The organism is Klebsiella sp. YJ (assembly GCF_002108615.1).
GTDB classification, from domain to species: Bacteria; Pseudomonadota; Gammaproteobacteria; order Enterobacterales; family Enterobacteriaceae; genus Klebsiella; species Klebsiella planticola.
This window is the reverse complement of the sequence record NZ_MTEG01000002.1, coordinates 333,984-354,225: the sequence shown is the minus strand read 5'-3', so window position 1 is coordinate 354,225 and position 20,242 is coordinate 333,984. Positions and strand designations below refer to the sequence as shown.

At 50.1% G+C, this 20,242-nt stretch carries 18 protein-coding genes, 4 tRNA genes and 2 pseudogenes; 20 read left to right on the top strand and 4 right to left on the bottom strand.

The features are described from left to right. Positions 1-124: 124 nt before the first annotated feature. The 18 genes and pseudogenes from sucC to BV390_RS03905 all read left to right on the top strand — a co-directional run bounded on the left by sucC (position 125) and on the right by BV390_RS03905 (position 14,276). A complete protein-coding gene (sucC, locus tag BV390_RS03990) occupies positions 125-1,291 on the top strand; it encodes an ADP-forming succinate--CoA ligase subunit beta (protein ID WP_004859677.1) in 1,167 nt (388 codons plus the stop codon). Further along, a complete protein-coding gene (gene sucD, locus BV390_RS03985; protein WP_032688797.1) occupies positions 1,291-2,160 on the top strand; it encodes a succinate--CoA ligase subunit alpha in 870 nt (289 codons plus the stop codon). Before sucC ends, sucD begins: the two co-directional genes overlap by 1 nt. An 840-nt stretch (positions 2,161-3,000) precedes the next feature. Continuing rightward, on the top strand, positions 3,001-4,569 hold the full coding sequence (gene cydA, locus BV390_RS03980) for a cytochrome ubiquinol oxidase subunit I (RefSeq protein ID WP_032688796.1): 1,569 nt from the start codon (positions 3,001-3,003) through the stop codon (positions 4,567-4,569). A 15-nt stretch (positions 4,570-4,584) separates the two neighbouring features. Beyond that, positions 4,585-5,724 (top strand): cytochrome d ubiquinol oxidase subunit II, encoded by a 1,140-nt coding sequence (gene cydB, locus BV390_RS03975; protein WP_032688794.1) that lies wholly within the window; start codon positions 4,585-4,587, stop codon positions 5,722-5,724. A 15-nt stretch (positions 5,725-5,739) separates the two neighbouring features. Next, positions 5,740-5,853 (top strand): cytochrome bd-I oxidase subunit CydX, encoded by a 114-nt coding sequence (gene cydX / locus BV390_RS03970; protein WP_004859685.1) that lies wholly within the window; start codon positions 5,740-5,742, stop codon positions 5,851-5,853. Next, positions 5,853-6,146, top strand: coding sequence for a cyd operon protein YbgE (gene ybgE, locus BV390_RS03965; RefSeq protein ID WP_032697724.1), 294 nt, complete (start codon positions 5,853-5,855; stop codon positions 6,144-6,146). The genes cydX and ybgE overlap by 1 nt, the downstream gene beginning before the upstream one ends. Before the next feature lie 160 nt (positions 6,147-6,306). Further along, a complete protein-coding gene (gene ybgC, locus BV390_RS03960; RefSeq protein WP_004859689.1) occupies positions 6,307-6,711 on the top strand; it encodes a tol-pal system-associated acyl-CoA thioesterase in 405 nt (134 codons plus the stop codon). Further along, the gene (tolQ, locus tag BV390_RS03955; RefSeq protein ID WP_004859692.1) at positions 6,708-7,400 is read left to right on the top strand and encodes a Tol-Pal system protein TolQ; all 693 of its coding nucleotides are present in this window, start codon (positions 6,708-6,710) and stop codon (positions 7,398-7,400) included. The genes ybgC and tolQ overlap by 4 nt, the downstream gene beginning before the upstream one ends. Before the next feature lie 3 nt (positions 7,401-7,403). After that, positions 7,404-7,832 (top strand): colicin uptake protein TolR, encoded by a 429-nt coding sequence (tolR, locus tag BV390_RS03950; protein WP_032688791.1) that lies wholly within the window; start codon positions 7,404-7,406, stop codon positions 7,830-7,832. A 103-nt stretch (positions 7,833-7,935) separates the two neighbouring features. After that, positions 7,936-9,272 (top strand): annotated as a pseudogene (gene tolA / locus BV390_RS03945) (cell envelope integrity protein TolA). Between the two features lie 130 nt (positions 9,273-9,402). Continuing rightward, complete coding sequence (gene tolB / locus BV390_RS03940; RefSeq protein ID WP_004859698.1) at positions 9,403-10,695, top strand: Tol-Pal system beta propeller repeat protein TolB; 1,293 nt, start codon at positions 9,403-9,405, stop codon at positions 10,693-10,695. 34 nt (positions 10,696-10,729) lie between these two features. Next, the gene (pal, locus tag BV390_RS03935; RefSeq protein ID WP_004859700.1) at positions 10,730-11,254 is read left to right on the top strand and encodes a peptidoglycan-associated lipoprotein Pal; all 525 of its coding nucleotides are present in this window, start codon (positions 10,730-10,732) and stop codon (positions 11,252-11,254) included. A 9-nt stretch (positions 11,255-11,263) separates the two neighbouring features. Continuing rightward, the gene (cpoB, locus tag BV390_RS03930) at positions 11,264-12,052 is read left to right on the top strand and encodes a cell division protein CpoB (RefSeq protein WP_046852910.1); all 789 of its coding nucleotides are present in this window, start codon (positions 11,264-11,266) and stop codon (positions 12,050-12,052) included. 162 nt (positions 12,053-12,214) lie between these two features. Beyond that, positions 12,215-12,290 (top strand) — tRNA-Lys (locus tag BV390_RS03925). A 137-nt stretch (positions 12,291-12,427) separates the two neighbouring features. After that, positions 12,428-12,503: transfer RNA gene (locus BV390_RS03920), tRNA-Val, on the top strand. Positions 12,504-12,506: 3 nt separating this feature from the next. Next, positions 12,507-12,582 (top strand) — tRNA-Lys (locus BV390_RS03915). 142 nt (positions 12,583-12,724) lie between these two features. Continuing rightward, positions 12,725-12,800: transfer RNA gene (locus BV390_RS03910), tRNA-Lys, on the top strand. Between the two features lie 264 nt (positions 12,801-13,064). Beyond that, the gene (locus BV390_RS03905) at positions 13,065-14,276 is read left to right on the top strand and encodes an integrase domain-containing protein (RefSeq protein ID WP_085396622.1); all 1,212 of its coding nucleotides are present in this window, start codon (positions 13,065-13,067) and stop codon (positions 14,274-14,276) included. Between the two features lie 390 nt (positions 14,277-14,666). Here BV390_RS03905 and BV390_RS03900 read toward each other — a convergent pair whose 3' ends face one another. The 4 genes and pseudogenes from BV390_RS03900 to BV390_RS30555 form a co-directional block, all read right to left on the bottom strand. After that, positions 14,667-15,344: a hypothetical protein gene (locus BV390_RS03900; RefSeq protein WP_085396621.1), complete on the bottom strand. Its 678-nt coding sequence runs from the start codon at positions 15,342-15,344 to the stop codon at positions 14,667-14,669. Positions 15,345-15,356: 12 nt separating this feature from the next. Then, a complete protein-coding gene (locus BV390_RS03895) occupies positions 15,357-16,472 on the bottom strand; it encodes a hypothetical protein (RefSeq protein WP_085396620.1) in 1,116 nt (371 codons plus the stop codon). 3 nt (positions 16,473-16,475) lie between these two features. Then, the gene (locus BV390_RS03890) at positions 16,476-17,534 is read right to left on the bottom strand and encodes a hypothetical protein (protein ID WP_085396619.1); all 1,059 of its coding nucleotides are present in this window, start codon (positions 17,532-17,534) and stop codon (positions 16,476-16,478) included. Between the two features lie 259 nt (positions 17,535-17,793). Beyond that, positions 17,794-17,950 (bottom strand): annotated as a pseudogene (locus BV390_RS30555) (transposase); the annotation flags it as partial. Positions 17,951-18,103: 153 nt separating this feature from the next. On the opposite strand from BV390_RS30555, the gene BV390_RS31890 reads away from it, so the two are divergent. Both BV390_RS31890 and BV390_RS03880 read left to right on the top strand, forming a co-directional pair. Continuing rightward, on the top strand, positions 18,104-18,568 hold the full coding sequence (locus BV390_RS31890; RefSeq protein WP_085396618.1) for a LysR substrate-binding domain-containing protein: 465 nt from the start codon (positions 18,104-18,106) through the stop codon (positions 18,566-18,568). 368 nt (positions 18,569-18,936) lie between these two features. Next, positions 18,937-19,881, top strand: coding sequence for an ArdC family protein (locus BV390_RS03880; protein WP_085396617.1), 945 nt, complete (start codon positions 18,937-18,939; stop codon positions 19,879-19,881). The last annotated feature ends 361 nt before the right edge of the window (positions 19,882-20,242 follow it).

Genomic DNA, 20,242 nt, shown 5'->3' with positions numbered 1-20,242 from the left:
GTAGGCCGGATAAGGCGTTTACGCCGCCATCCGGCGTTGATGAGATGCCTGATGGCGACGCAGCCGCGTCTTATCAGGCCTACAGGTTTAAAGATAATTATTCCCTGAAGGATGGACTGAACACATGAACTTACATGAATATCAGGCAAAACAACTGTTTGCCCGCTATGGCTTACCGGCGCCGGTGGGTTATGCCTGTACTACTCCGCGCGAAGCAGAAGAAGCCGCATCAAAAATCGGCGCGGGTCCGTGGGTAGTGAAATGTCAGGTTCACGCTGGTGGCCGCGGTAAAGCGGGCGGTGTGAAAGTAGTTAACAGTAAAGAAGACATTCGCGCATTTGCTGAGCACTGGCTGGGCAAACGCCTTGTGACCTACCAGACAGACGCCAACGGCCAGCCGGTTAACCAGATTCTGGTTGAAGCAGCGACAGATATCGCCAAAGAGCTGTATCTGGGTGCGGTTGTTGACCGTAGCTCCCGTCGCGTCGTGTTCATGGCCTCCACCGAAGGCGGCGTGGAAATCGAAAAAGTGGCGGAAGAAACCCCGCACCTGATCCACAAAATTGCGATCGATCCGCTGGCAGGCCCGATGCCTTACCAGGGTCGTGAGCTGGCGTTCAAACTGGGTCTGGAAGGTAAGCAGGTTCAGCAGTTCACCAAAATCTTTATGGGTCTGGCGACCATCTTCCTGGAGCGCGACCTGGCGCTGATCGAAATTAACCCGCTGGTTATCACTAAGCAGGGCGATCTGATCTGCCTCGACGGCAAACTGGGCGCCGATGGCAATGCGCTGTTCCGCCAGCCGGATCTGCGTGAAATGCGCGACCAGTCTCAGGAAGACCCGCGTGAAGCGCAGGCTGCGCAGTGGGAGCTGAACTACGTTGCGCTGGACGGCAACATCGGTTGTATGGTTAACGGCGCGGGCCTGGCAATGGGCACCATGGACATCGTTAAGCTGCACGGCGGCGAACCGGCTAACTTCCTCGACGTTGGCGGCGGCGCAACCAAAGAGCGCGTCACCGAAGCGTTCAAAATCATTCTTTCCGACAGCAATGTTAAAGCCGTACTGGTTAACATCTTCGGCGGTATCGTTCGTTGCGACCTGATCGCTGACGGCATCATCGGCGCGGTAGCAGAAGTTGGCGTAAACGTACCGGTTGTCGTACGTCTGGAAGGGAACAACGCCGAACTGGGCGCGAAGAAACTGGCTGACAGCGGCCTGAATATTATTGCAGCGAAAAGTCTGACGGACGCAGCACAGCAGGTTGTTGCCGCAGTGGAGGGGAAATAATGTCCATTTTAATTGATAAAAACACCAAGGTTATCTGCCAGGGCTTCACCGGTAGCCAGGGGACTTTCCACTCTGAACAAGCAATTGCTTACGGTACCCAAATGGTCGGCGGCGTTACGCCAGGCAAAGGCGGCACCACTCACCTGGGTCTGCCGGTGTTCAACACCGTACGCGAAGCCGTTGAAGCGACCGGCGCGACCGCGACCGTTATCTACGTTCCGGCGCCGTTCTGCAAAGACTCCATTCTGGAAGCTATCGATGCGGGCATTAAGCTTATCATTACCATCACCGAAGGTATTCCGACGCTGGATATGCTGACGGTGAAAGTGAAGCTGGATGAAGCCGGCGTGCGGATGATCGGCCCGAACTGCCCGGGCGTTATCACCCCAGGCGCTTGCAAAATCGGCATCATGCCGGGCCACATTCATCAGCCGGGTAAAGTGGGTATCGTTTCCCGCTCCGGTACGCTGACCTATGAAGCGGTTAAGCAGACCACCGATTACGGTTTCGGCCAGTCTACCTGTGTCGGTATCGGCGGCGACCCGATCCCGGGCTCTAACTTCATCGACATCCTGAAACTGTTCGAGGAAGATCCGCAGACCGAAGCGATCGTAATGATCGGTGAGATCGGCGGTAGCGCGGAAGAAGAAGCGGCTGCCTACATCAAAGATCACGTCACCAAGCCGGTTGTCGGTTACATCGCCGGTGTGACCGCGCCGAAAGGCAAGCGTATGGGCCACGCGGGCGCCATTATCGCAGGCGGTAAAGGCACGGCTGATGAGAAATTTGCTGCGCTGGAAGCGGCGGGCGTGAAAACCGTTCGTAGCCTCGCGGATATCGGCGAAGCGCTGAAATCAATCATTAAGTAAACCCTCTCTGCTCAAGCTGAGCAGTTAAATGTCCGATTTCGACATGGTTGGCCACCGTCAGGTGGCCTTTTTTATGCCTATTTTTGCCACCGTTTCAAGAGGGGCCGCGACCTGGTTTTGCCGTGGCAGACCGCAGTTATTGAGAAAAACCATTTCTATTGTATTGATTTAACACCTTTTTTTCATAAATAATAACAAGATATTTTCGGCAGGGGAGGGAATGATTCTCACTGCTATTTTTTGCCAGAAAATGAAAAGATAAAAATGATGATTTAATTGATGCTGTCTATCAGGAAAAAATACTGTGAAGCGTCTAACATTAATCAGATCGCTATTTTTTTTCACACGATACGCCTTAAAGTTAAATCATATTACCTATACTTCTCATATCTCTCTTTTTAGTAACCATTACCGGCATGCTTTAAACATATATTTAACATTACTTTCACCATTATTCTTTGTTGGGATACATAATTAACATAGGCGAGAAAAATTGATTTATATCAATACTTAAAGCTTGGAAAAAACCACAAAAAAACGTTAAATTGTCGCCAATCAAATTGGCCTAATTCAGGCATTTTCGCTATATATTGATCACCGTCGTAAATGTAAAACGGATTCAATAAAATCCTGTTTATTGTAAGGTTATTGCGGCGTAATATATTGGGGAATCAATTGGGTTTTTCGTTAACGTATTTGTAACCTTTGCGAGGAGCTGTTTCATCAGGCGACGAAACGGTAACGAAGCGGGAAGCAAGTTATTTTGTATTGGGGCATGCGTATGAACCCGGTGTGCAGGGTTCATTCTCGGAGTCTTCATGCGATGAGCAAGGAGTCATGATGTTAGATATAGTCGAACTGTCGCGCTTACAGTTTGCCTTGACCGCGATGTACCACTTCCTTTTTGTGCCACTGACGCTCGGTATGGCGTTCCTGCTGGCCATCATGGAAACGGTTTACGTCCTTTCCGGCAAACAGATTTATAAAGATATGACCAAATTCTGGGGCAAGTTGTTTGGTATCAACTTTGCGCTGGGTGTAGCAACCGGGTTGACCATGGAGTTCCAGTTCGGGACAAACTGGTCTTATTACTCTCACTACGTGGGCGATATCTTCGGTGCGCCTCTGGCCATTGAAGGTCTGATGGCCTTCTTCCTCGAATCTACCTTTGTAGGTCTGTTCTTCTTCGGTTGGGATCGTCTGGGCAAAGTTCAGCACATGGCGGTGACCTGGCTGGTGGCACTGGGTTCCAACTTGTCTGCATTGTGGATCCTCGTGGCCAACGGCTGGATGCAAAACCCGATCGCCTCGGATTTCAACTTTGAAACCATGCGTATGGAGATGGTCAGTTTCTCCGAACTGGTTCTGAACCCGGTTGCTCAGGTGAAATTTGTCCATACCGTCGCATCCGGCTACGTCTGCGGCGCGATGTTCGTCCTGGGTATCAGCTCCTACTATATGCTGCGCGGTCGCGACTTCGCTTTCGCTAAACGCTCCTTTGCCATTGCTGCCAGCTTCGGTATGGCGGCGATTCTCTCCGTTATCGTACTCGGTGATGAATCCGGTTACGAAATGGGTGACGTGCAGAAAACTAAACTTGCGGCCATCGAAGCCGAATGGGAAACCCAGCCAGCTCCGGCTGCCTTTACCCTGTTTGGTATTCCGGACCAGGATGCGCAAACCAACCACTTCGCCATCCAGATTCCTTATGCGTTGGGTATTATTGCCACTCGTTCCGTGGACACGCCGGTTATTGGTCTGAAAGACCTGCTGGCACAGCACGAAGCGCGTATTCGTAACGGGATGAAAGCTTACACCCTGCTGGAAGAGCTGCGCGCAGGCTCAACCGATCAGGCTGTACGTGATGAATTCAACAACGTGAAGAAAGATCTGGGCTACGGTCTGCTGCTGAAACGCTATACCCCGAACGTCTCTGACGCGACGGAAGCGCAGATTGCTATGGCGACGAAAGACTCTATTCCTCGCGTTGCGCCGCTGTACTTCGCGTTCCGTATCATGGTGGCCTGCGGCATCCTGATGCTCGGTATCATCGCGGCATCGTTCTGGACCGTTATTCGTAACCAGATTGGCGAGAAGAAATGGCTGCTGCGCATTGCGCTGTACGCAATTCCTCTGCCGTGGATCGCTATCGAGTCCGGTTGGTTCGTAGCGGAATATGGTCGTCAGCCGTGGGCGATAGGTGAGGTACTGCCTACTGCGGTAGCCAACTCGTCCCTGACCGCGGGCGACCTGATCTTCTCGATGCTGCTGATTTGCGGTCTGTACACCCTGTTCCTGGTCGCGGAGCTGTATCTGATGTTCAAATTCGCACGCCGTGGACCAAGCAGCCTGAAAACCGGTCGCTACCACTACGAGCAGTCTTCCACGACTACTCAGCCGGCACGCTAAGACAGGAGTCGTCAAATGATCGATTATGAAGTATTGCGTTTTATCTGGTGGCTACTGATCGGTGTTCTGCTGATTGGTTTCGCCGTCACCGATGGCTTCGACATGGGGGTGGGCATGCTCACCCGTTTCCTCGGTCGTAATGACACCGAGCGTCGAATCATGATTAACTCCATCGCTCCGCACTGGGACGGAAACCAGGTGTGGCTGATCACCGCCGGCGGCGCGCTGTTTGCTGCCTGGCCGACGGTCTATGCCGCCGCGTTCTCCGGCTTCTATGTGGCGATGATTCTGGTGCTGGCCTCTTTGTTCTTCCGTCCGGTTGGTTTTGACTACCGCTCGAAGATTGAAGACACCCGCTGGCGCAACATGTGGGACTGGGGCATCTTCATCGGTAGCTTCGTACCGCCGCTGGTGATTGGCGTCGCGTTCGGTAACCTGCTGCAGGGCGTACCGTTCCATATGGATGAATATATGCGTCTGTACTACACCGGCAATTTCTTCCAGCTGCTGAACCCGTTTGGTCTGCTGGCCGGTATTGTTAGCGTGGCGATGATTCTGACGCAGGGGGCTACCTACCTGCAGATGCGTACCGTGGGTGAGCTGCACCTGCGTGCTCGCGCGACCTCTCAGGTTGCGGCACTGGTGACGCTGGTTTGCTTCCTGCTGGCCGGTGTCTGGGTGGTATACGGGATCGACGGTTATGTGGTCACCTCGGCTATCGACCACTCTGCGCCATCTAACCCGCTGACTAAAGAAGTGACACGTCAGGCTGGTGCATGGTTGGTGAACTTCAATAATATGCCTTCGCTGTGGGCTATCCCGGCACTGGGCGTAGTATTGCCGCTGCTGACTATCCTGACTTCGCGGATGGAGAAGGGCGCTCTGGCGTTTATCTTCTCTTCTCTGACGCTGGCCTGCATCATTCTGACCGCCGGGATTGCGATGTTCCCGTTCATCATGCCGTCCAGCACGATGATGAACGTTAGCCTGACCATGTGGGATTCAACCTCCAGCCAAAGAACGCTGAACCTGATGACCTACGTGGCGATTGTCTTCGTGCCGATTATTCTGGGCTACACCACCTGGTGTTACTGGAAGATGTTCGGTCGCATTACCCGCGAAGACATCGAAAAGAACACCCACTCGTTGTATTAAGGTAAGGAGCTAGATATGTGGTATTTCGCATGGATTTTGGGAACGCTTCTTGCCTGTGCCTTTGGGGTTATCACCGCGTTAGCGCTTGAGCACGTGGAAAGCACCAAAGCAGGTAAAGAAGAACACTGATGAGTAAAATTATCGCAACGCTGTATGCGATAATGGATAAGCGCCCGTTAAGGGCGCTTTCCTTATTGATGGCACTGCTGCTGGCCGGCTGCATTTTCTGGGATCCGTCGCGCTTTGCGGCAAAGACCAGCGAGCTGGAGATCTGGCACGGCTTCCTGCTGATGTGGGCCGTGTGCGCCGGGGTTATCCACGGCGTGGGCTTTCGCCCGCAGGCCATTCACTGGCAAGGGATTTTTTGTCCACTTATCGCTGATATTGTACTCATCACGGGGCTGTTTTTTTTCTTCTTTTGAAAGAGAAGAGAATAAGAGAACTCTGTTAACCTCATGGGCTTGCATAAGCCCATAAAAATTTACTCGCTGTTTACTTTCCCCCATTCCAAACCACGTTCCCCGCGCGTATAGTAGCGAAGTTTGAAAGCACTAATCTTTTTTTGCATTACCGGGATGTAAAGTGAATACAACGCTGTTTCGATGGCCGGTTCGTGTCTACTATGAAGATACCGATGCCGGTGGTGTGGTTTACCACGCCAGTTACGTCGCTTTTTATGAAAGAGCACGCACAGAGATGCTGCGCCACCACCACTTCAGTCAGCAGGTTTTGCTGGCTGAGCGAGTTGCCTTCGTGGTTCGCAAAATGACGCTGGAATATTTTGCGCCCGCCAGACTCGACGACATGCTCGAAATCCAGACGGAAATCACCTCAATGAGAGGTACCTCTTTGGTTTTCACGCAGCGAATCGTCAACGCAGAGAATACAGTTTTGAACGAAGCTGAGGTTCTCATTGTGTGCGTTGATCCACTCTTAATGAAGCCTCGTGCGCTTCCCAAGTCTATTGTCGCGGAGTTTAAGCAGTGACTGACATGAATATCCTTGATTTGTTCCTGAAGGCGAGCCTTCTGGTTAAACTTATCATGTTGATTTTGATTGGTTTTTCTATCGCTTCCTGGGCCATTATTATTCAGAGAACGCGCATCCTCAACACGGCAAGCCGCGAGGCGGAAGCCTTTGAAGACAAGTTCTGGTCGGGCATTGAGCTTTCTCGCCTGTATCAGGAGAGCCAGGGGCGTCGCGATAACCTGGTGGGGTCGGAACAAATTTTCTACAGCGGTTTCAAAGAGTTTGCTCGTCTGCATCGCGCAAACAGCCATGCGCCAGAAGCGGTGGTTGAAGGGGCGTCGCGCGCCATGCGCATCTCGATGAACCGTGAGATCGAGACGCTGGAAACGCACATTCCGTTCCTTGGAACCGTGGGTTCCATCAGCCCGTATATCGGTCTGTTCGGTACCGTCTGGGGGATCATGCACGCTTTTATCGCACTCGGTGCGGTGAAACAGGCTACTTTGCAGATGGTTGCTCCGGGTATCGCAGAAGCGCTGATCGCCACGGCAATCGGTCTGTTTGCGGCAATACCGGCGGTTATGGCCTACAACCGTTTGAACCAGCGTGTGAACAAACTTGAACTGAACTATGACAACTTTATGGAAGAGTTCACCGCGATTCTGCACCGTCAGGCGTTTACCAGCAGCGAAAGCAATAAGGGGTAAGCCATGGCCAGAGCACGTGGACGCGGACGTCGCGAACTGAAGTCCGAGATCAACATCGTTCCGCTGCTGGATGTCTTGTTGGTGCTGTTGCTGATCTTTATGGCGACCGCGCCGATCATTACGCAGAGCGTAGAGGTCGACCTGCCGGATGCGACGGAATCACAAGCGGTCAAAAGTAATGATGAGCCGCCGGTGATTGTTGAAGTTTCCGGAGTCGGGCAGTACAGCGTAAAAGTGGGTCCGGAGACGCTGTCGCAGCTGCCGCCAGAGCAGGTTGTTGCCGAAGCGAAACGCCGCCTCGAAGCGAACGAGAAAACGGTGTTCCTGATCGGCGGTGCGAAAGACGTACCTTACGATGAAATTATTAAAGCGCTTAACCTGTTGCATAGCGCAGGGGTTAAATCGGTTGGCTTAATGACCAAGCCTATTTAATCGCTTCGGATATGTGCGCCCGCCGGACCGCTGGCTGCGAGAATAACAGACTCGTGGCCGGCGAGAGTAGCGGGGACAGGCGAACAGTTTTTGGGAACCGATAGTGTCAAAGGCAACCGAACAAAACGACAAGCTTAAACGAGCGATCATAGTTTCAGTCGCGCTGCACATCATTCTGATCGCGCTGCTGATCTGGAGTTCGTTCGATGAGCATCTGGATGCCTCAGCCGGTGGCGGCGGAGGTTCTTCCATTGATGCGGTGATGGTTGATCCTGGGGCGGTGGTGAATAATTACAACCGCCAACAGCAGCAGCAGGCCAGCTCGCGCCGCGCCGCCGAGCAGCGCGAAAAGCAGGCTCAGCAGCAGGCTGAAGAACTGCGTGAAAAGCAGGCCGCCGAGCAGGAGCGTCTGAAGCAGCTTGAGCAGGATCGTCTGCAGGCGCAGGAAGCGGCTAAGCAAGCGAAGGAAGAGCAGAAGCAGGCTGAAGAAGCGGCGGCGAAAGCGGCGGCAGCGGCGAAAGCCAAAGCGGATTCTCAGGCGAAAGAAGCACAGGAAGCGGCAGCAAAAGCCGCTGCTGACGCGAAAGCGAAGGCAGATGCGCAGGCTAAAGCAGCGGAAGCTGCGGCAGCGAAAGCCGCAGCCGATGCGAAGAAACAGGCGGAAGCCGAAGCGGCGAAAGCAGCGGCGGATGCCCAGAAGAAAGCCGAAGCCGAGGCAGCGAAGAAAGCGCAGCAGCAGGCTGAGAAGAAAGCCCAGCAGGAAGCCGCGAAGCAGGCAGCGGCTGAGAAAGCTGCTGCGGAAAAAGCCGCTGAGAAAGCAGCAAAAAAGCAGCGGCGCAAAAAGCAGCCTCTGAGAAAGCGGCAGCAGAAAAGGCCGCCGCAGCAGAGAAAGCCGCCGCGGAGAAAGCGGAAAAAGCTGCCGCAGCGAAAGCCGCTGCAGCGGAAAAAGCCGCAGCCGATAAAGCCGCCAAGGCTGCTGCCGCTAAGGCCGCCGCAGCCAAAGCCGCCGCCGCGAAAAAAGCCGCGGCAGCGAAAGATGCGGATGGCGTTGACGACCTGCTCGGCGATCTGAGTTCAGGTAAGAATGCGCCTAAAGGTAGCACCAGCGGTAGCAATGGAGGCTCATCTCCTGCTAAAGGAAGTAAACCGGGGCAGGGGGGCGCGTCTCAGGCTGAGATTGCCAGTTATATTTCGCAGGTTCAGGCGGCGATTAAAGGGCATCTCTATGACTGGGACACGTACAAAGGTAAAACATGTACGTTACGCGTGAACCTGGCTCAGGACGGGACGTTATTGAGCGTGAAGTCGGAGGGGGGCGATCCTGCTTTCTGTCAGCAGATGCTGGCGGCAACCAGCCGGATGAGCAAGTTCCCGAAACCGCCTTCTCAGGCTGTGTATGAGACGTTCAAAAATGCGCCACTGGACTTCAAACCGCAGTGATGTGTTTCCCCGCGCGAGCGGGGGAAACACAATCCAGGGCTGAGGCCGGGTTTTGGTAGTTTTGTGTATTTGAGTTTGTTAACATTCTGCTAAATTATCGTGGGCTTTCCGTCCGGATAAGGGAGATATGATGAAGCAGGCATTACGAGTAGCGTTTGGTTTTTTAATGCTGTGGGCGGCGGTGCTGCACGCAGAAGTACGTATCGAGATCACCCAGGGGGTGGACTCGGCGCGCCCGATCGGTGTTGTACCGTTCCAGTGGGCAGGGCCGGGTGCTGCGCCTGAAGATATTGGCGGTGTCGTAGCGGCTGACTTGCGTAACAGCGGTAAGTTCAACCCACTGGATCGCTCGCGTCTGCCTCAGCAACCGGGGACGGCACAAGAGGTTCAACCTGCGGCGTGGTCTGCGCTGGGTATTGATGCGGTGGTTGTCGGTCAGGTGACCGGGAACCCTGACGGATCGTACAACGTGGCTTACCAGCTGGTTGATACCGGCGGTGCTCCGGGGACGATTCTGGCGCAGAACTCTTATAAGGTGACTAAACAGTACCTGCGCTATGCGGCTCACACCGCCAGCGATGCGGTATTCGAGAAGCTGACCTCTATTAAGGGCGCCTTCCGTACCCGTATTGCCTACGTTGTGCAGACTAACGGCGGCCAGTTCCCGTATGAACTGCGCGTCTCCGACTACGATGGTTATAACCAGTTTGTGGTCCACCGTTCACCACAGCCGCTGATGTCTCCGGCATGGTCTCCGGATGGTTCTAAACTGGCTTACGTGACCTTCGAAAGCGGCCGTTCTGCGCTGGTGGTTCAGACTCTGGCAAATGGCGCGGTGCGTCAGATTGCTTCCTTCCCGCAGCATAACGGGGCTCCGGCCTTCTCGCCGGATGGCAGTAAACTGGCGTTCGCATTGTCGAAAACCGGTAGCCTGAACCTGTATGTGATGGATCTGGGCTCGGGTCAGATTCGTCAGGTGACCAATGGTCGCAGCAACAACACCGAACCAAGCTGGTTCCCGGATAGTCAGAATCTGGCCTTTACTTCTGACCAGGCCGGTCGTCCGCAGGTGTATAAAGTCAGCGTCGGCGGCGGTACTCCGCAGCGTATCTCCTGGGAAGGTTCTCAGAACCAGGATGCGGATGTCAGCAGTGACGGTAAATTTATGGTAATGGTCAGCTCGGCCAACGGTCAGCAGCACATTGCCAAACAAGATCTGGTAGCGGGTGGCGTACAAGTTCTGTCGTCAACGTTCCTGGATGAAACGCCAAGTCTGGCACCTAACGGCACTATGGTAATCTACAGCTCTTCTCAGGGGATGGGATCCGTGCTGAATCTGGTTTCTACAGATGGGCGTTTCAAAGCGCGTCTTCCGGCGACTGATGGACAGGTAAAATTCCCTGCCTGGTCTCCGTATCTGTGATAATAAATAATTGATTATTAAAGGAATCAAAGAAATGCAACTGAACAAAGTGCTGAAAGGGCTGATGATCGCTCTGCCGGTTATGGCAATCGCGGCGTGTTCTTCTAACAAGAACGCCAGCAACGACCAGAGCGGTGAAGGCATGCTGGGTGCCGGCACTGGTATGGATGCTAACGCTAACGGCGGCAACATGTCTTCCGAAGAGCAAGCTCGTCTGCAAATGCAGCAGCTGCAGCAGAACAACATCGTGTACTTCGATCTCGACAAGTACGATATCCGTTCTGACTTCGCTGCAATGCTGGATGCGCACGCTAACTTCCTGCGTAGCAACCCATCCTATAAAGTGACTGTTGAAGGTCACGCGGATGAGCGCGGTACTCCGGAATACAACATCGCTCTGGGTGAGCGTCGTGCTAACGCCGTTAAGATGTATCTGCAGGGCAAAGGTGTTTCTGCTGACCAGATCTCCATCGTTTCTTACGGTAAAGAAAAACCTGCAGTACTGGGTCACGACGAAGCGGCTTACGCTAAAAACCGTCGCGCCGTACTGGTTTACTAAGAGAATTGCATGAGCAGTAACTTCAGACATCATCTGTTGAGTCTGTCGTTACTGGTTGGCATAGCGGCCCCCTGGGCCGCTTTTGCTCAGGCGCCAATCAGTAGTGTCGGCTCAGGCTCGGTCGAAGACCGCGTCACTCAACTCGAGCGTATTTCTAACGCTCACAGTCAGCTTTTAACCCAACTTCAGCAACAGCTCTCCGATAACCAGAATGATATTGATTCCCTGCGCGGCCAGATTCAGGAAAGCCAGTATCAGCTCAATCAGGTTGTTGAACGCCAGAAGCAAATTCTGTTACAGATCGACGGTCTGAGCAGCGGTGGGGCGGCGGCAGGTGCACAGCCATCGCCTTCGGCAGGCGATCAGGGTGCGGCGGCTACCGCGGCGCCAGCGGCCTCTTCTGGCGCTCCTGCCTCGACCGGAGATGCCAATACTGACTACAATGCGGCTATTGCGCTGGTGAAGGATCCCTCCCGCCAGGATGACGCGCTGGCAGCATTTCAGAATTTCGTCAAAAAGTACCCGGATTCAACCTATCAGCCGAACGCGAACTACTGGCTCGGTCAGTTGAATTACAATAAGGGGAAAAAAGATGATGCCGCTTACTATTTTGCTTCCGTGGTGAAGAATTACCCGAAATCCCCGAAAGCGCCAGATGCCATGTTTAAGGTCGGCGTGATTATGCAGGATAAAGGTGATACCGCGAAGGCGAAGGCTGTTTACCAACAGGTGGTCAGTAAATTTCCTGGCACCGATGGCGCGAAACAGGCTCAGAAACGTCTTAATGCCCTTGGGTGATTATGGCATGACCAGAAATCGCATTATTTCTGGTCTTGTCGCGTGAATCCTAAGCAGTCAGATGTTTTTTATCGAAATACTTGTTGCGCTGAATTCTTAAATCAGTAATATATGCCGCCGTTGCCACGGGATATCGAACAAGCCTGAAGCGACGAAAAAAGTGGGTCGTTAGCTCAGTTGGTAGAGCAGTTGACTTTTAATCAATTGGTCGCAGGTTCGAATCCTGCACGACCCACCACTAACTACCAGGGTGGAACGGTAGTAAAACGTGAAGGATAGCGTTGCGTCAGCAACGGCCCATAGGGCAAGCGAAAGCGAGTCATCCTCCACGACCCACCACTGACTTTAGTCAGATGTAGTATCCAGCGTAGTATCGGGTGATTAGCTCAGCTGGGAGAGCACCTCCCTTACAAGGAGGGGGTCGGCGGTTCGATCCCGTCATCACCCACCACTCGGGTCGTTAGCTCAGTTGGTAGAGCAGTTGACTTTTAATCAATTGGTCGCAGGTTCGAATCCTGCACGACCCACCAATTTAACATCGAACTCAGATGTTGAACGTGAAGGATAACGTTGCGTAGCAACGGCCCACAGGGCGAGCGAAAGCGAGTCATCCTGCACGACCCACCGGCTTAACGTTGGTGAAGAGTGAAAAAATTCAGGTAGTACCCGAGCGGGTCGTTAGCTCAGTTGGTAGAGCAGTTGACTTTTAATCAATTGGTCGCAGGTTCGAATCCTGCACGACCCACCAACATACATTCCTGGGATGTTTTATGGTATCCGGGGAAGTAAGAAAACCGTATCACTGTCATCAGGATACGGTTTTTTTTCGTCTGTATGCTCCCCTCCGGATACCCAGGGAGCCAGAGCAAATGGGCCTATGAATGGGCCTATGCCTCTGATGGTGGAAGTCTTGTAGGCCCATATTGAGTTTCGGGCTGAAAAATTCTCCAGAAAACAGAATATTGCACACTCCATCACTGTCATTTTCCACTGATACGTAAGGAGTGACTTTATGGCTGTTCTTACCCGTCCTTTATCTGCCTCGGAAGTCCAGAAGGCAAAACCCGCCGATAAAGATTACGAACTGTTCGACGGACAGGGGCTGACCCTTTTCATCAGAACCAACGGTAAAAAAATCTGGCGCTTTCGTTACAAGCGTCCCGGTTCGACTGCCCGAACCACCATTACCCTCGGACACTACCCTGCCATGTCGCTTGCCAGCGCCCGAACGCTGCATGCCGAACACCTTACCCTGCTGGTAAAAGGCATTGACCCGAAAAAACAGGAGCAGGAAGAGGCAGAGCGTGAAAGGCTGGCGGTGGATAGTCTGTTTATCAACGTGGCGACAAGATGGTTCGCCGTGAAGAAAACAAAAATCTCCGCCGATTATGCAGATGATATCTGGAAATCACTGGAGCGTGACGTGTTTCCGGCTATCGGGCAGACGCCGGTAATTGAGCTGAAAGCCCATACGCTTATCGCCGCTCTGGAACCAGTAAGACTGCGTGGCGCACTGGAAACCTTGCACCGCCTGACGCAGAGGATTAACGAAGTGATGAAATTCGCCATTAATACCGGCCTGCTGGATGCCAACCCGGCATCAACCATTGATGAGGCGTTTGTGAAGCCGAGGAAGAAGCATATGCCAACCATTCGTCCGGAACGTTTGCCGGAACTGATGCAGCGGGTTTATACGACTAACTTGTCTCCGATGACACGCCTGTTGTTGCTATGGCAGCTTCTGACGCTTGTACGCCCCGCTGAGGCCGCCGGAACCATGTGGTGTGAGATTGACATAGGGAACCGGCTCTGGACGCTCCCGGCAGCCCGTATGAAGATGAAACGTGAACATCAGGTGCCGCTGTCTCCTCAGGCGATGGCCGTTCTGGAACAACTTAAGCCCCTGAGTAAGCATTCGCCATTTGTGTTTCCCGGTAGGGTAAAGCGCTGCCAGCCTATGCATAGTGAAACAGTCAACAAGGCGCTGTGGCGCATGGGATATGGTGGTGAACTGGTATCACATGGGTTCCGGGCATTGGGCAGCACCACACTGAACGAGGCCGGATTCCCACCAGATGTAGTGGAAGCGGCGCTGGCGCATGTTGATTCTAACTCCACTCGTGCTGCATATAACCGCTCAACCTACATGGCGCAGCGTATTGAACTGATGAACTGGTGGGGACAGAAAGTCAGCGATATATCTATGGAGATAAAGAGAGTGTAACAAGAAAACCTTTTTCTCTTCGCCAGTCAAGACATATGCATTGCTGAATGTGTTACATCGCGGTCAGGAAATGATGAAATATCCGTTGCGGGGAATGAGCCCCTGCAACGGCTCATGTGTTTTATGGTTGGGGCATGGGTTGAGCTATTATTTAATGTATGATGATTCAGGCGGGTTGATCCAAAGCGCTCGCTTTTGCCAATAATGGCTGATAATTACTCCAGTATAGATAATCTTTATACCAAGACTACCGGTATAGCCATTAATAACTGTGAGTTGCACAAAGCAGGTACAAGTACGTCCGTAGCAGGTAGTTAGCGGTAGGATAACGAGTGTAAAAATTTGTTTGCGGAAATTGGTTCGGGGCATATATATAATGCCCCTTCCGAATCATTTCCATTGATTAATCGTTTCGATTACTTTTGATATATTTCTAAAGTTTTCTTCTGCAAAAATCATCGTTCCATTCGAATTAATCTCTATGATTTCTTCATTTGGACTAATACCAATTAATATTTTGGCTTTTTCAATTTTAAAATCTTTCTTATCAAAAAATGTTTTTATTTCCTCTAAGGCATCGAATGATGATTCTATTTCAAGATCGCCGAATGTATGTTTGCTAAATGTTAATCCCTTAAGCTTTGCCTTTAGCACTTTTACATCAGAAAAACGCACTCGCATAGTATAAATGAAGTCTTCAACTACAATGTTCAGATTAGAAACACTAAAGTCAGAAGATACCGCATTTCTCATATTCGCAATAAACCCCTTTATTGTTCTAGGGGCGGATTCAATAGATAATAGATAGTTATTACCACTTTCTTTTTTCAACCAAAAATCAAACTGAACAAATTTAAAATATTCAAGAAATGTCTCATTCCCAAACGGGTCAGTAATTGTCTCTTTAATTTCTATACGTTCAATATATCTTGCAGACAACATATCGTTTTCGTAATGGTTGATTCTGAACCCCCAACCACTATCGTCTTTAAAGGGAGTATGAATGATAGAGTCATAAACTTCATCATATGACTTTTGGAAATATGCATTAAACCATTTAGTCTTCATTACACCCTCCTATTATTCAGCTTTAACTTTAAGGGAGTTCCTTTCAACTATCTCATCTGAAATTTTACGAGCAGCCCCTTCGATGAGCGTTAATAATATTATTTCCTTTTCTTTTTCGACATTCTGTCTATGTGTGTAGTCGTCAATAGATTTATATTTGTATTGTCCTCTAACAAGATATGAAAAAAGTTTGCAATTGTCAGTGTCAGAAAACTGAGCTTCAAATTCAAATTTATTGGAATCAACGAATCCACTTACAACCGACACCCAAATGATCTTTGTGATATAAAACCCTTGAGAAAGAAGATCATTTAATTCTTTGGATTCTAAAACGCCGCGACCTTTCAACGATGCCTTTGATATATGGCAGCCCAAATCTACAGCTACATCTTCAGCTTCATCATCATTATCTTCATCGGTAGTTTCTTTTTTCTTGTCCTCTAAAATAGGGTGGGTGACATATACATCTGTCACATCAATACAATTATAATTTGGTATGCTCTCAATTAATTTTTTAAAAAAATATGTCCGTTCTGAATGATCTTTGACACTCTCCAGAGTTATCTCATCAATAGATACAGTGCTATCGACGTTTTCGGATCTGATTTTGTTAACAAGTTTCTCGGTGAACTCTCTGGATTTTGTGTTTTGTGGGAATCTTGCTATAAATTCACCAGCCTCATTTTTTTCTATAAGAACAACAGCCTCTCTTGTAGAAGATTGTCTAAATTCATTCATCTTATAGTCGAGTTTTACATATTTTATTTTTACTTCAATTCCAGCATCAGTATAAATAAAATCCGTTTGATCACCTTCCTTTTGCAAATCTTCACATACTAATTTTACAGCTGCTTCAATGTCACTCTTTTCAACATTTGCATTAATAATATTGATTGAGCATTTCTCTCTTCGACCAACAGAACCTAGAATTTCTGAAAGTTTCTTGTAATCATCAAAACCATGAAAGTAGCGCGAGAAATCTAAAGCTAGTGCTTTTCTCTTAGTGTCTTTAGATATAATTGTTCCTCGCTTAAAAAAAAGAGACTTCATGTCATCATTTGTTACCTTTGTTTGGTTTAACGCATCAAACAAAGCTTTATCAGTAACACTATACAGTCCGATTTTCATCTATTATCGCTCCCAACCAATTTCAACCGAGCTAAAAGTTGGCTTAGTGAAATCAACAAGTTCAAATTCAATGGATTCAATTATAGAGCGTTTGTGTTCATCAAAACCCCATTCTCGTGAATAGGTTTCTATAGCTCTCATATAGATTCCTCTCACGTCTTTGTAAATATTGGGATGAATTAATCTAATTCTTATTTTTTCATTTCCATCAAGTAGCTGATATTTTGACAATGTGTCAAATATATAGATGAACTCATACTCGTTGTTACCTTCACCATTGTAATAGATTACGTATCCATGATCATAGGATTTCTCAACTTCCTCAGTTTTATCATTAAGACGTTTGACATCACCATGTTTAATGATAAAAAACGGACCAGTTAATGACTCAATCGTTGCAGGTAAATTTTCAGGAAGGCCACTAACTTTATGAAGAGTTAGGTCCGGATAGTAAAACTGATAGTTAGTACCTAATGGGAAAGTTCCTTGATGGCTGAGCTTAGTTAAGTCAGTAATAACAGACTGAAGGTAATTGATTACACGAGGTTCAATGATATGTATTTTTTGGCCTTGCTTCAATGGTAAGTTATCGAGATTTATACCTCTTTTACCTTTTGCTTCCGTTGTATCTTTAACTGAATGGAAAATATCATAAAATGACTGATCAAAGTTACCATCATGGTTATAAGCGAATAGAAGCCCTCTTACTTCTGATGAGCCTGTGATATAAGAATATCTATCTTTCCATTCTTTGCTTCCTTCAGCACAGTCAATTGCATTAGCAAGTGATGTTAAGGCGTTTCTCATTGAAGTGGCTGTGATTGAACCTTTTGCATAACTTTTTAGGTCTGTATTGAAAAAAACGGTTCGATTGAGGTACGGATCGTGATACTTGTAGACAACATCATTAGGATGAGTATCACTTTTGGTAGAATGCTCGTCCGTTTTCAGGCACTTAAAATTCTCATTGGAAGTACCGACTTGCTCCCATTTGAACCATTTAAATAACTCTGATGATATTTTATCAGCCATTAATGAGATATTTTGTGTCTCGCCAGCCATGTGTAATCACCTCAAAATACTAAATCAATTTGGTCAATTTACAGGTAATTCTGCGTATCAGAGATAGTTCAAAATTACCAGCTTTATCTTTATCATATTCATAGAGTTGATGCATTAACTTGCATGAAATTCTCCTGCTTTTTGTCTTCCCGCACTGGCCCCCCTATTTAGTTGTCAAGCATGTTTATGACGCCTCGTGGTATAGCATAATGGCGAACAGGACGTCACAGCGGCGTCTCGCGAGAGCGATAAGCGCTCAGCTATGTCGTTTTCTTTGGATCATTTTGCGTATGTAGTAAGCCCTGAATATCGGGTTTCTGGGCGCAGCGAAGACCGACATGAACAGCGCCCATTTAAGGGTTTTATTACCCTCGTCGCCAAGGATGTTCCCCGCGTCTGGATGAGCCGGAGCGTCGGTCTCGTCTCACATGGAAGAATTTGTGTCATGCTTGTCCTTGCCACGCTGTGTGTTGAGTATCCGTCGCTCAGACTGGATATCACTTTCACCGATCGCCGTGTAGACCTCATCGAGGATAATATCAATCTTGCAGTACGGCTAGATAATATAGGTGGCCTCTGCCGGTCTTGCCGGGCGAAAAAGCCCCACTCAGTGTTCAGGCATTTGCGCTTTTCCTGCATACATTAATCGTCACGGCCTGCCAGCCAGTGCAGAAGAACTGCTTTTATATGCCTGCCTTGGTTTTCAAAGGGATGGCAGAGTATCGCTCAGGAAAGTGCTGGATGAAAATGGCCGCATGGTCCTGCTTGAACCCACTGTCCGTCACATTGTCAGCCACGGGGAAGCTTTGCGGGACGCGGCTGTCGGAGGGATGGGGATTGCCTTCCTGTCAACATGGCTGGCCGGAGACGAAATCGCTAAAGGGCAACTGAGGATTATACCTGTTAAGACCCCCGAGAATGATTCCCCGGTTACGGCGCTGTGGCCTGTTTCAAGAAATCTCTCACCACGGATCCGGGCGGTGGTGGACAGACTGTACGCTGCGTTCAATGAGGAGACAGCCCGAACCCGGTAGTGATTGATGCCGGAACGAGACAATTTAAGAACAAACCACCCCAGGTTAGCAGGATCGTCTCGTCCGGCAGGAAAGCATGCTAACACCTACATGAAGTTCCTGTCAGTGCCAGCTTCCGACTCAACACCACCAGTCTGCTTTTCACCACTGCGGAGTAAGGGGCGCTACGTCCAGCTATGCAGGGTCAGTTTTTTCTCCCGTGTGCTTTCCGTTCCCCGTATTCACTTCCGGTTAATCGTTTCCCTGCATAACCCGTCCCGCAAGGGTGAAGTGCACGCATGCTGCGCCCTTGCGGGCCAGAACGATGCCGGGAAAGCGAACCGTCAGGCGATACGAAGACGAAAATCACACACTGACGGAGAAAAATCATGTCCATTTCCCTGCATAACCAGACTAGCGCCCCTAACGCCGCAGCGGCGACCAGCGTATCCCCGCTGGACCCGTCAGGCTCCTCAAAAACGAAATTGTCTAAAACCAGAACCGATATTTATCAGACCGTCACCTACAGCATCATTGCGGCGCTTGAAGCCGGGGTAAAACCGTGGTCCTGCCCGTGGCAGCGCGTACCGGGAATGTCTGGTCTTCCATCCAATTACGCTACCGGCGTAGCCTACAGCGGTATGAATATCATGTTGCTGTGGTGCAGCGCATCAAAACAAGGGTTCAGTGATTCCCGCTGGATGACGTACAAACAGGCACAGGCAGCAGGTGGACAGGTTCGCAAGGATGAGCATGGAACAACAGCTATTTTTTACACCACGCTGGAGAAGGAAAACGACACCGGACACACTGAGCATATCCCGATGCTGAAAGCCTTCAGCGTGTTTAACGTTGAACAAATCGATGGTCTTTCTTTGATGTCTGAATCTGTTGCTCCGGAAGTGACGTTTGACCCGTTGCCGCAGGCTGAAAACCTGTTTCGTAGCAGTGGCGCTAAGATCATAGAGAAAGGCCAGAACGCCTTTTTCAGCCTCTCAACCGATGAAATCTGGTTACCGGAGCGTCATCTTTTCGCTGACGCGGCAAATTTTTACGCTACAGGCCTGCATGAGCTGGTGCACTGGAGCGGCGCAAAAAGCCGTCTTAACCGTGAAATGAAAGGGAAATTTGGCAGTGCCGATTATGCATTTGAGGAGTTGTGTGCAGAGCTTGGGAGCGCATTTCTGATGGCGGATCTGGGGATTGTCGGAGAGGTTCAGCACGAAAGTTATATTGCTTCCTGGCTGAAAGCACTGAAAAACGACAAGCGCTATATTTTCAAAGCCACCAGCGCGGCATCAAAAGCGCATCGTTATCTGATGGATAAGGTCTGAACTGAACAACAGGAGGCTGCAAAGGAATGCGGCTTTAACCTTATATCGGGGCAGGCAGAGTGACAGGGATTTCAATTTTCCTGCGAATGTTGCGGACATATTATGCCCGCAACATTCGCAGGCTGCGGGCGCGGGCAGCAAAGAGCCCGCAAATCCCGCCTGGCGTCTTTTTGATGTACTGCCCGGTATGATACCTAATATACCTGCTGTGATGAAGGCTCGCTGGATAATATTTTTTCGAGGCAAACAACCGTACCTGCTGCGGAATGATAGTCTTTTCGGAGCGCGGATTATCAACGCAGGAACCCGAGAAGCTGAAACTGACAGAGCCAAAAAAGGGGAAAAACAAACCGTCCCGGTT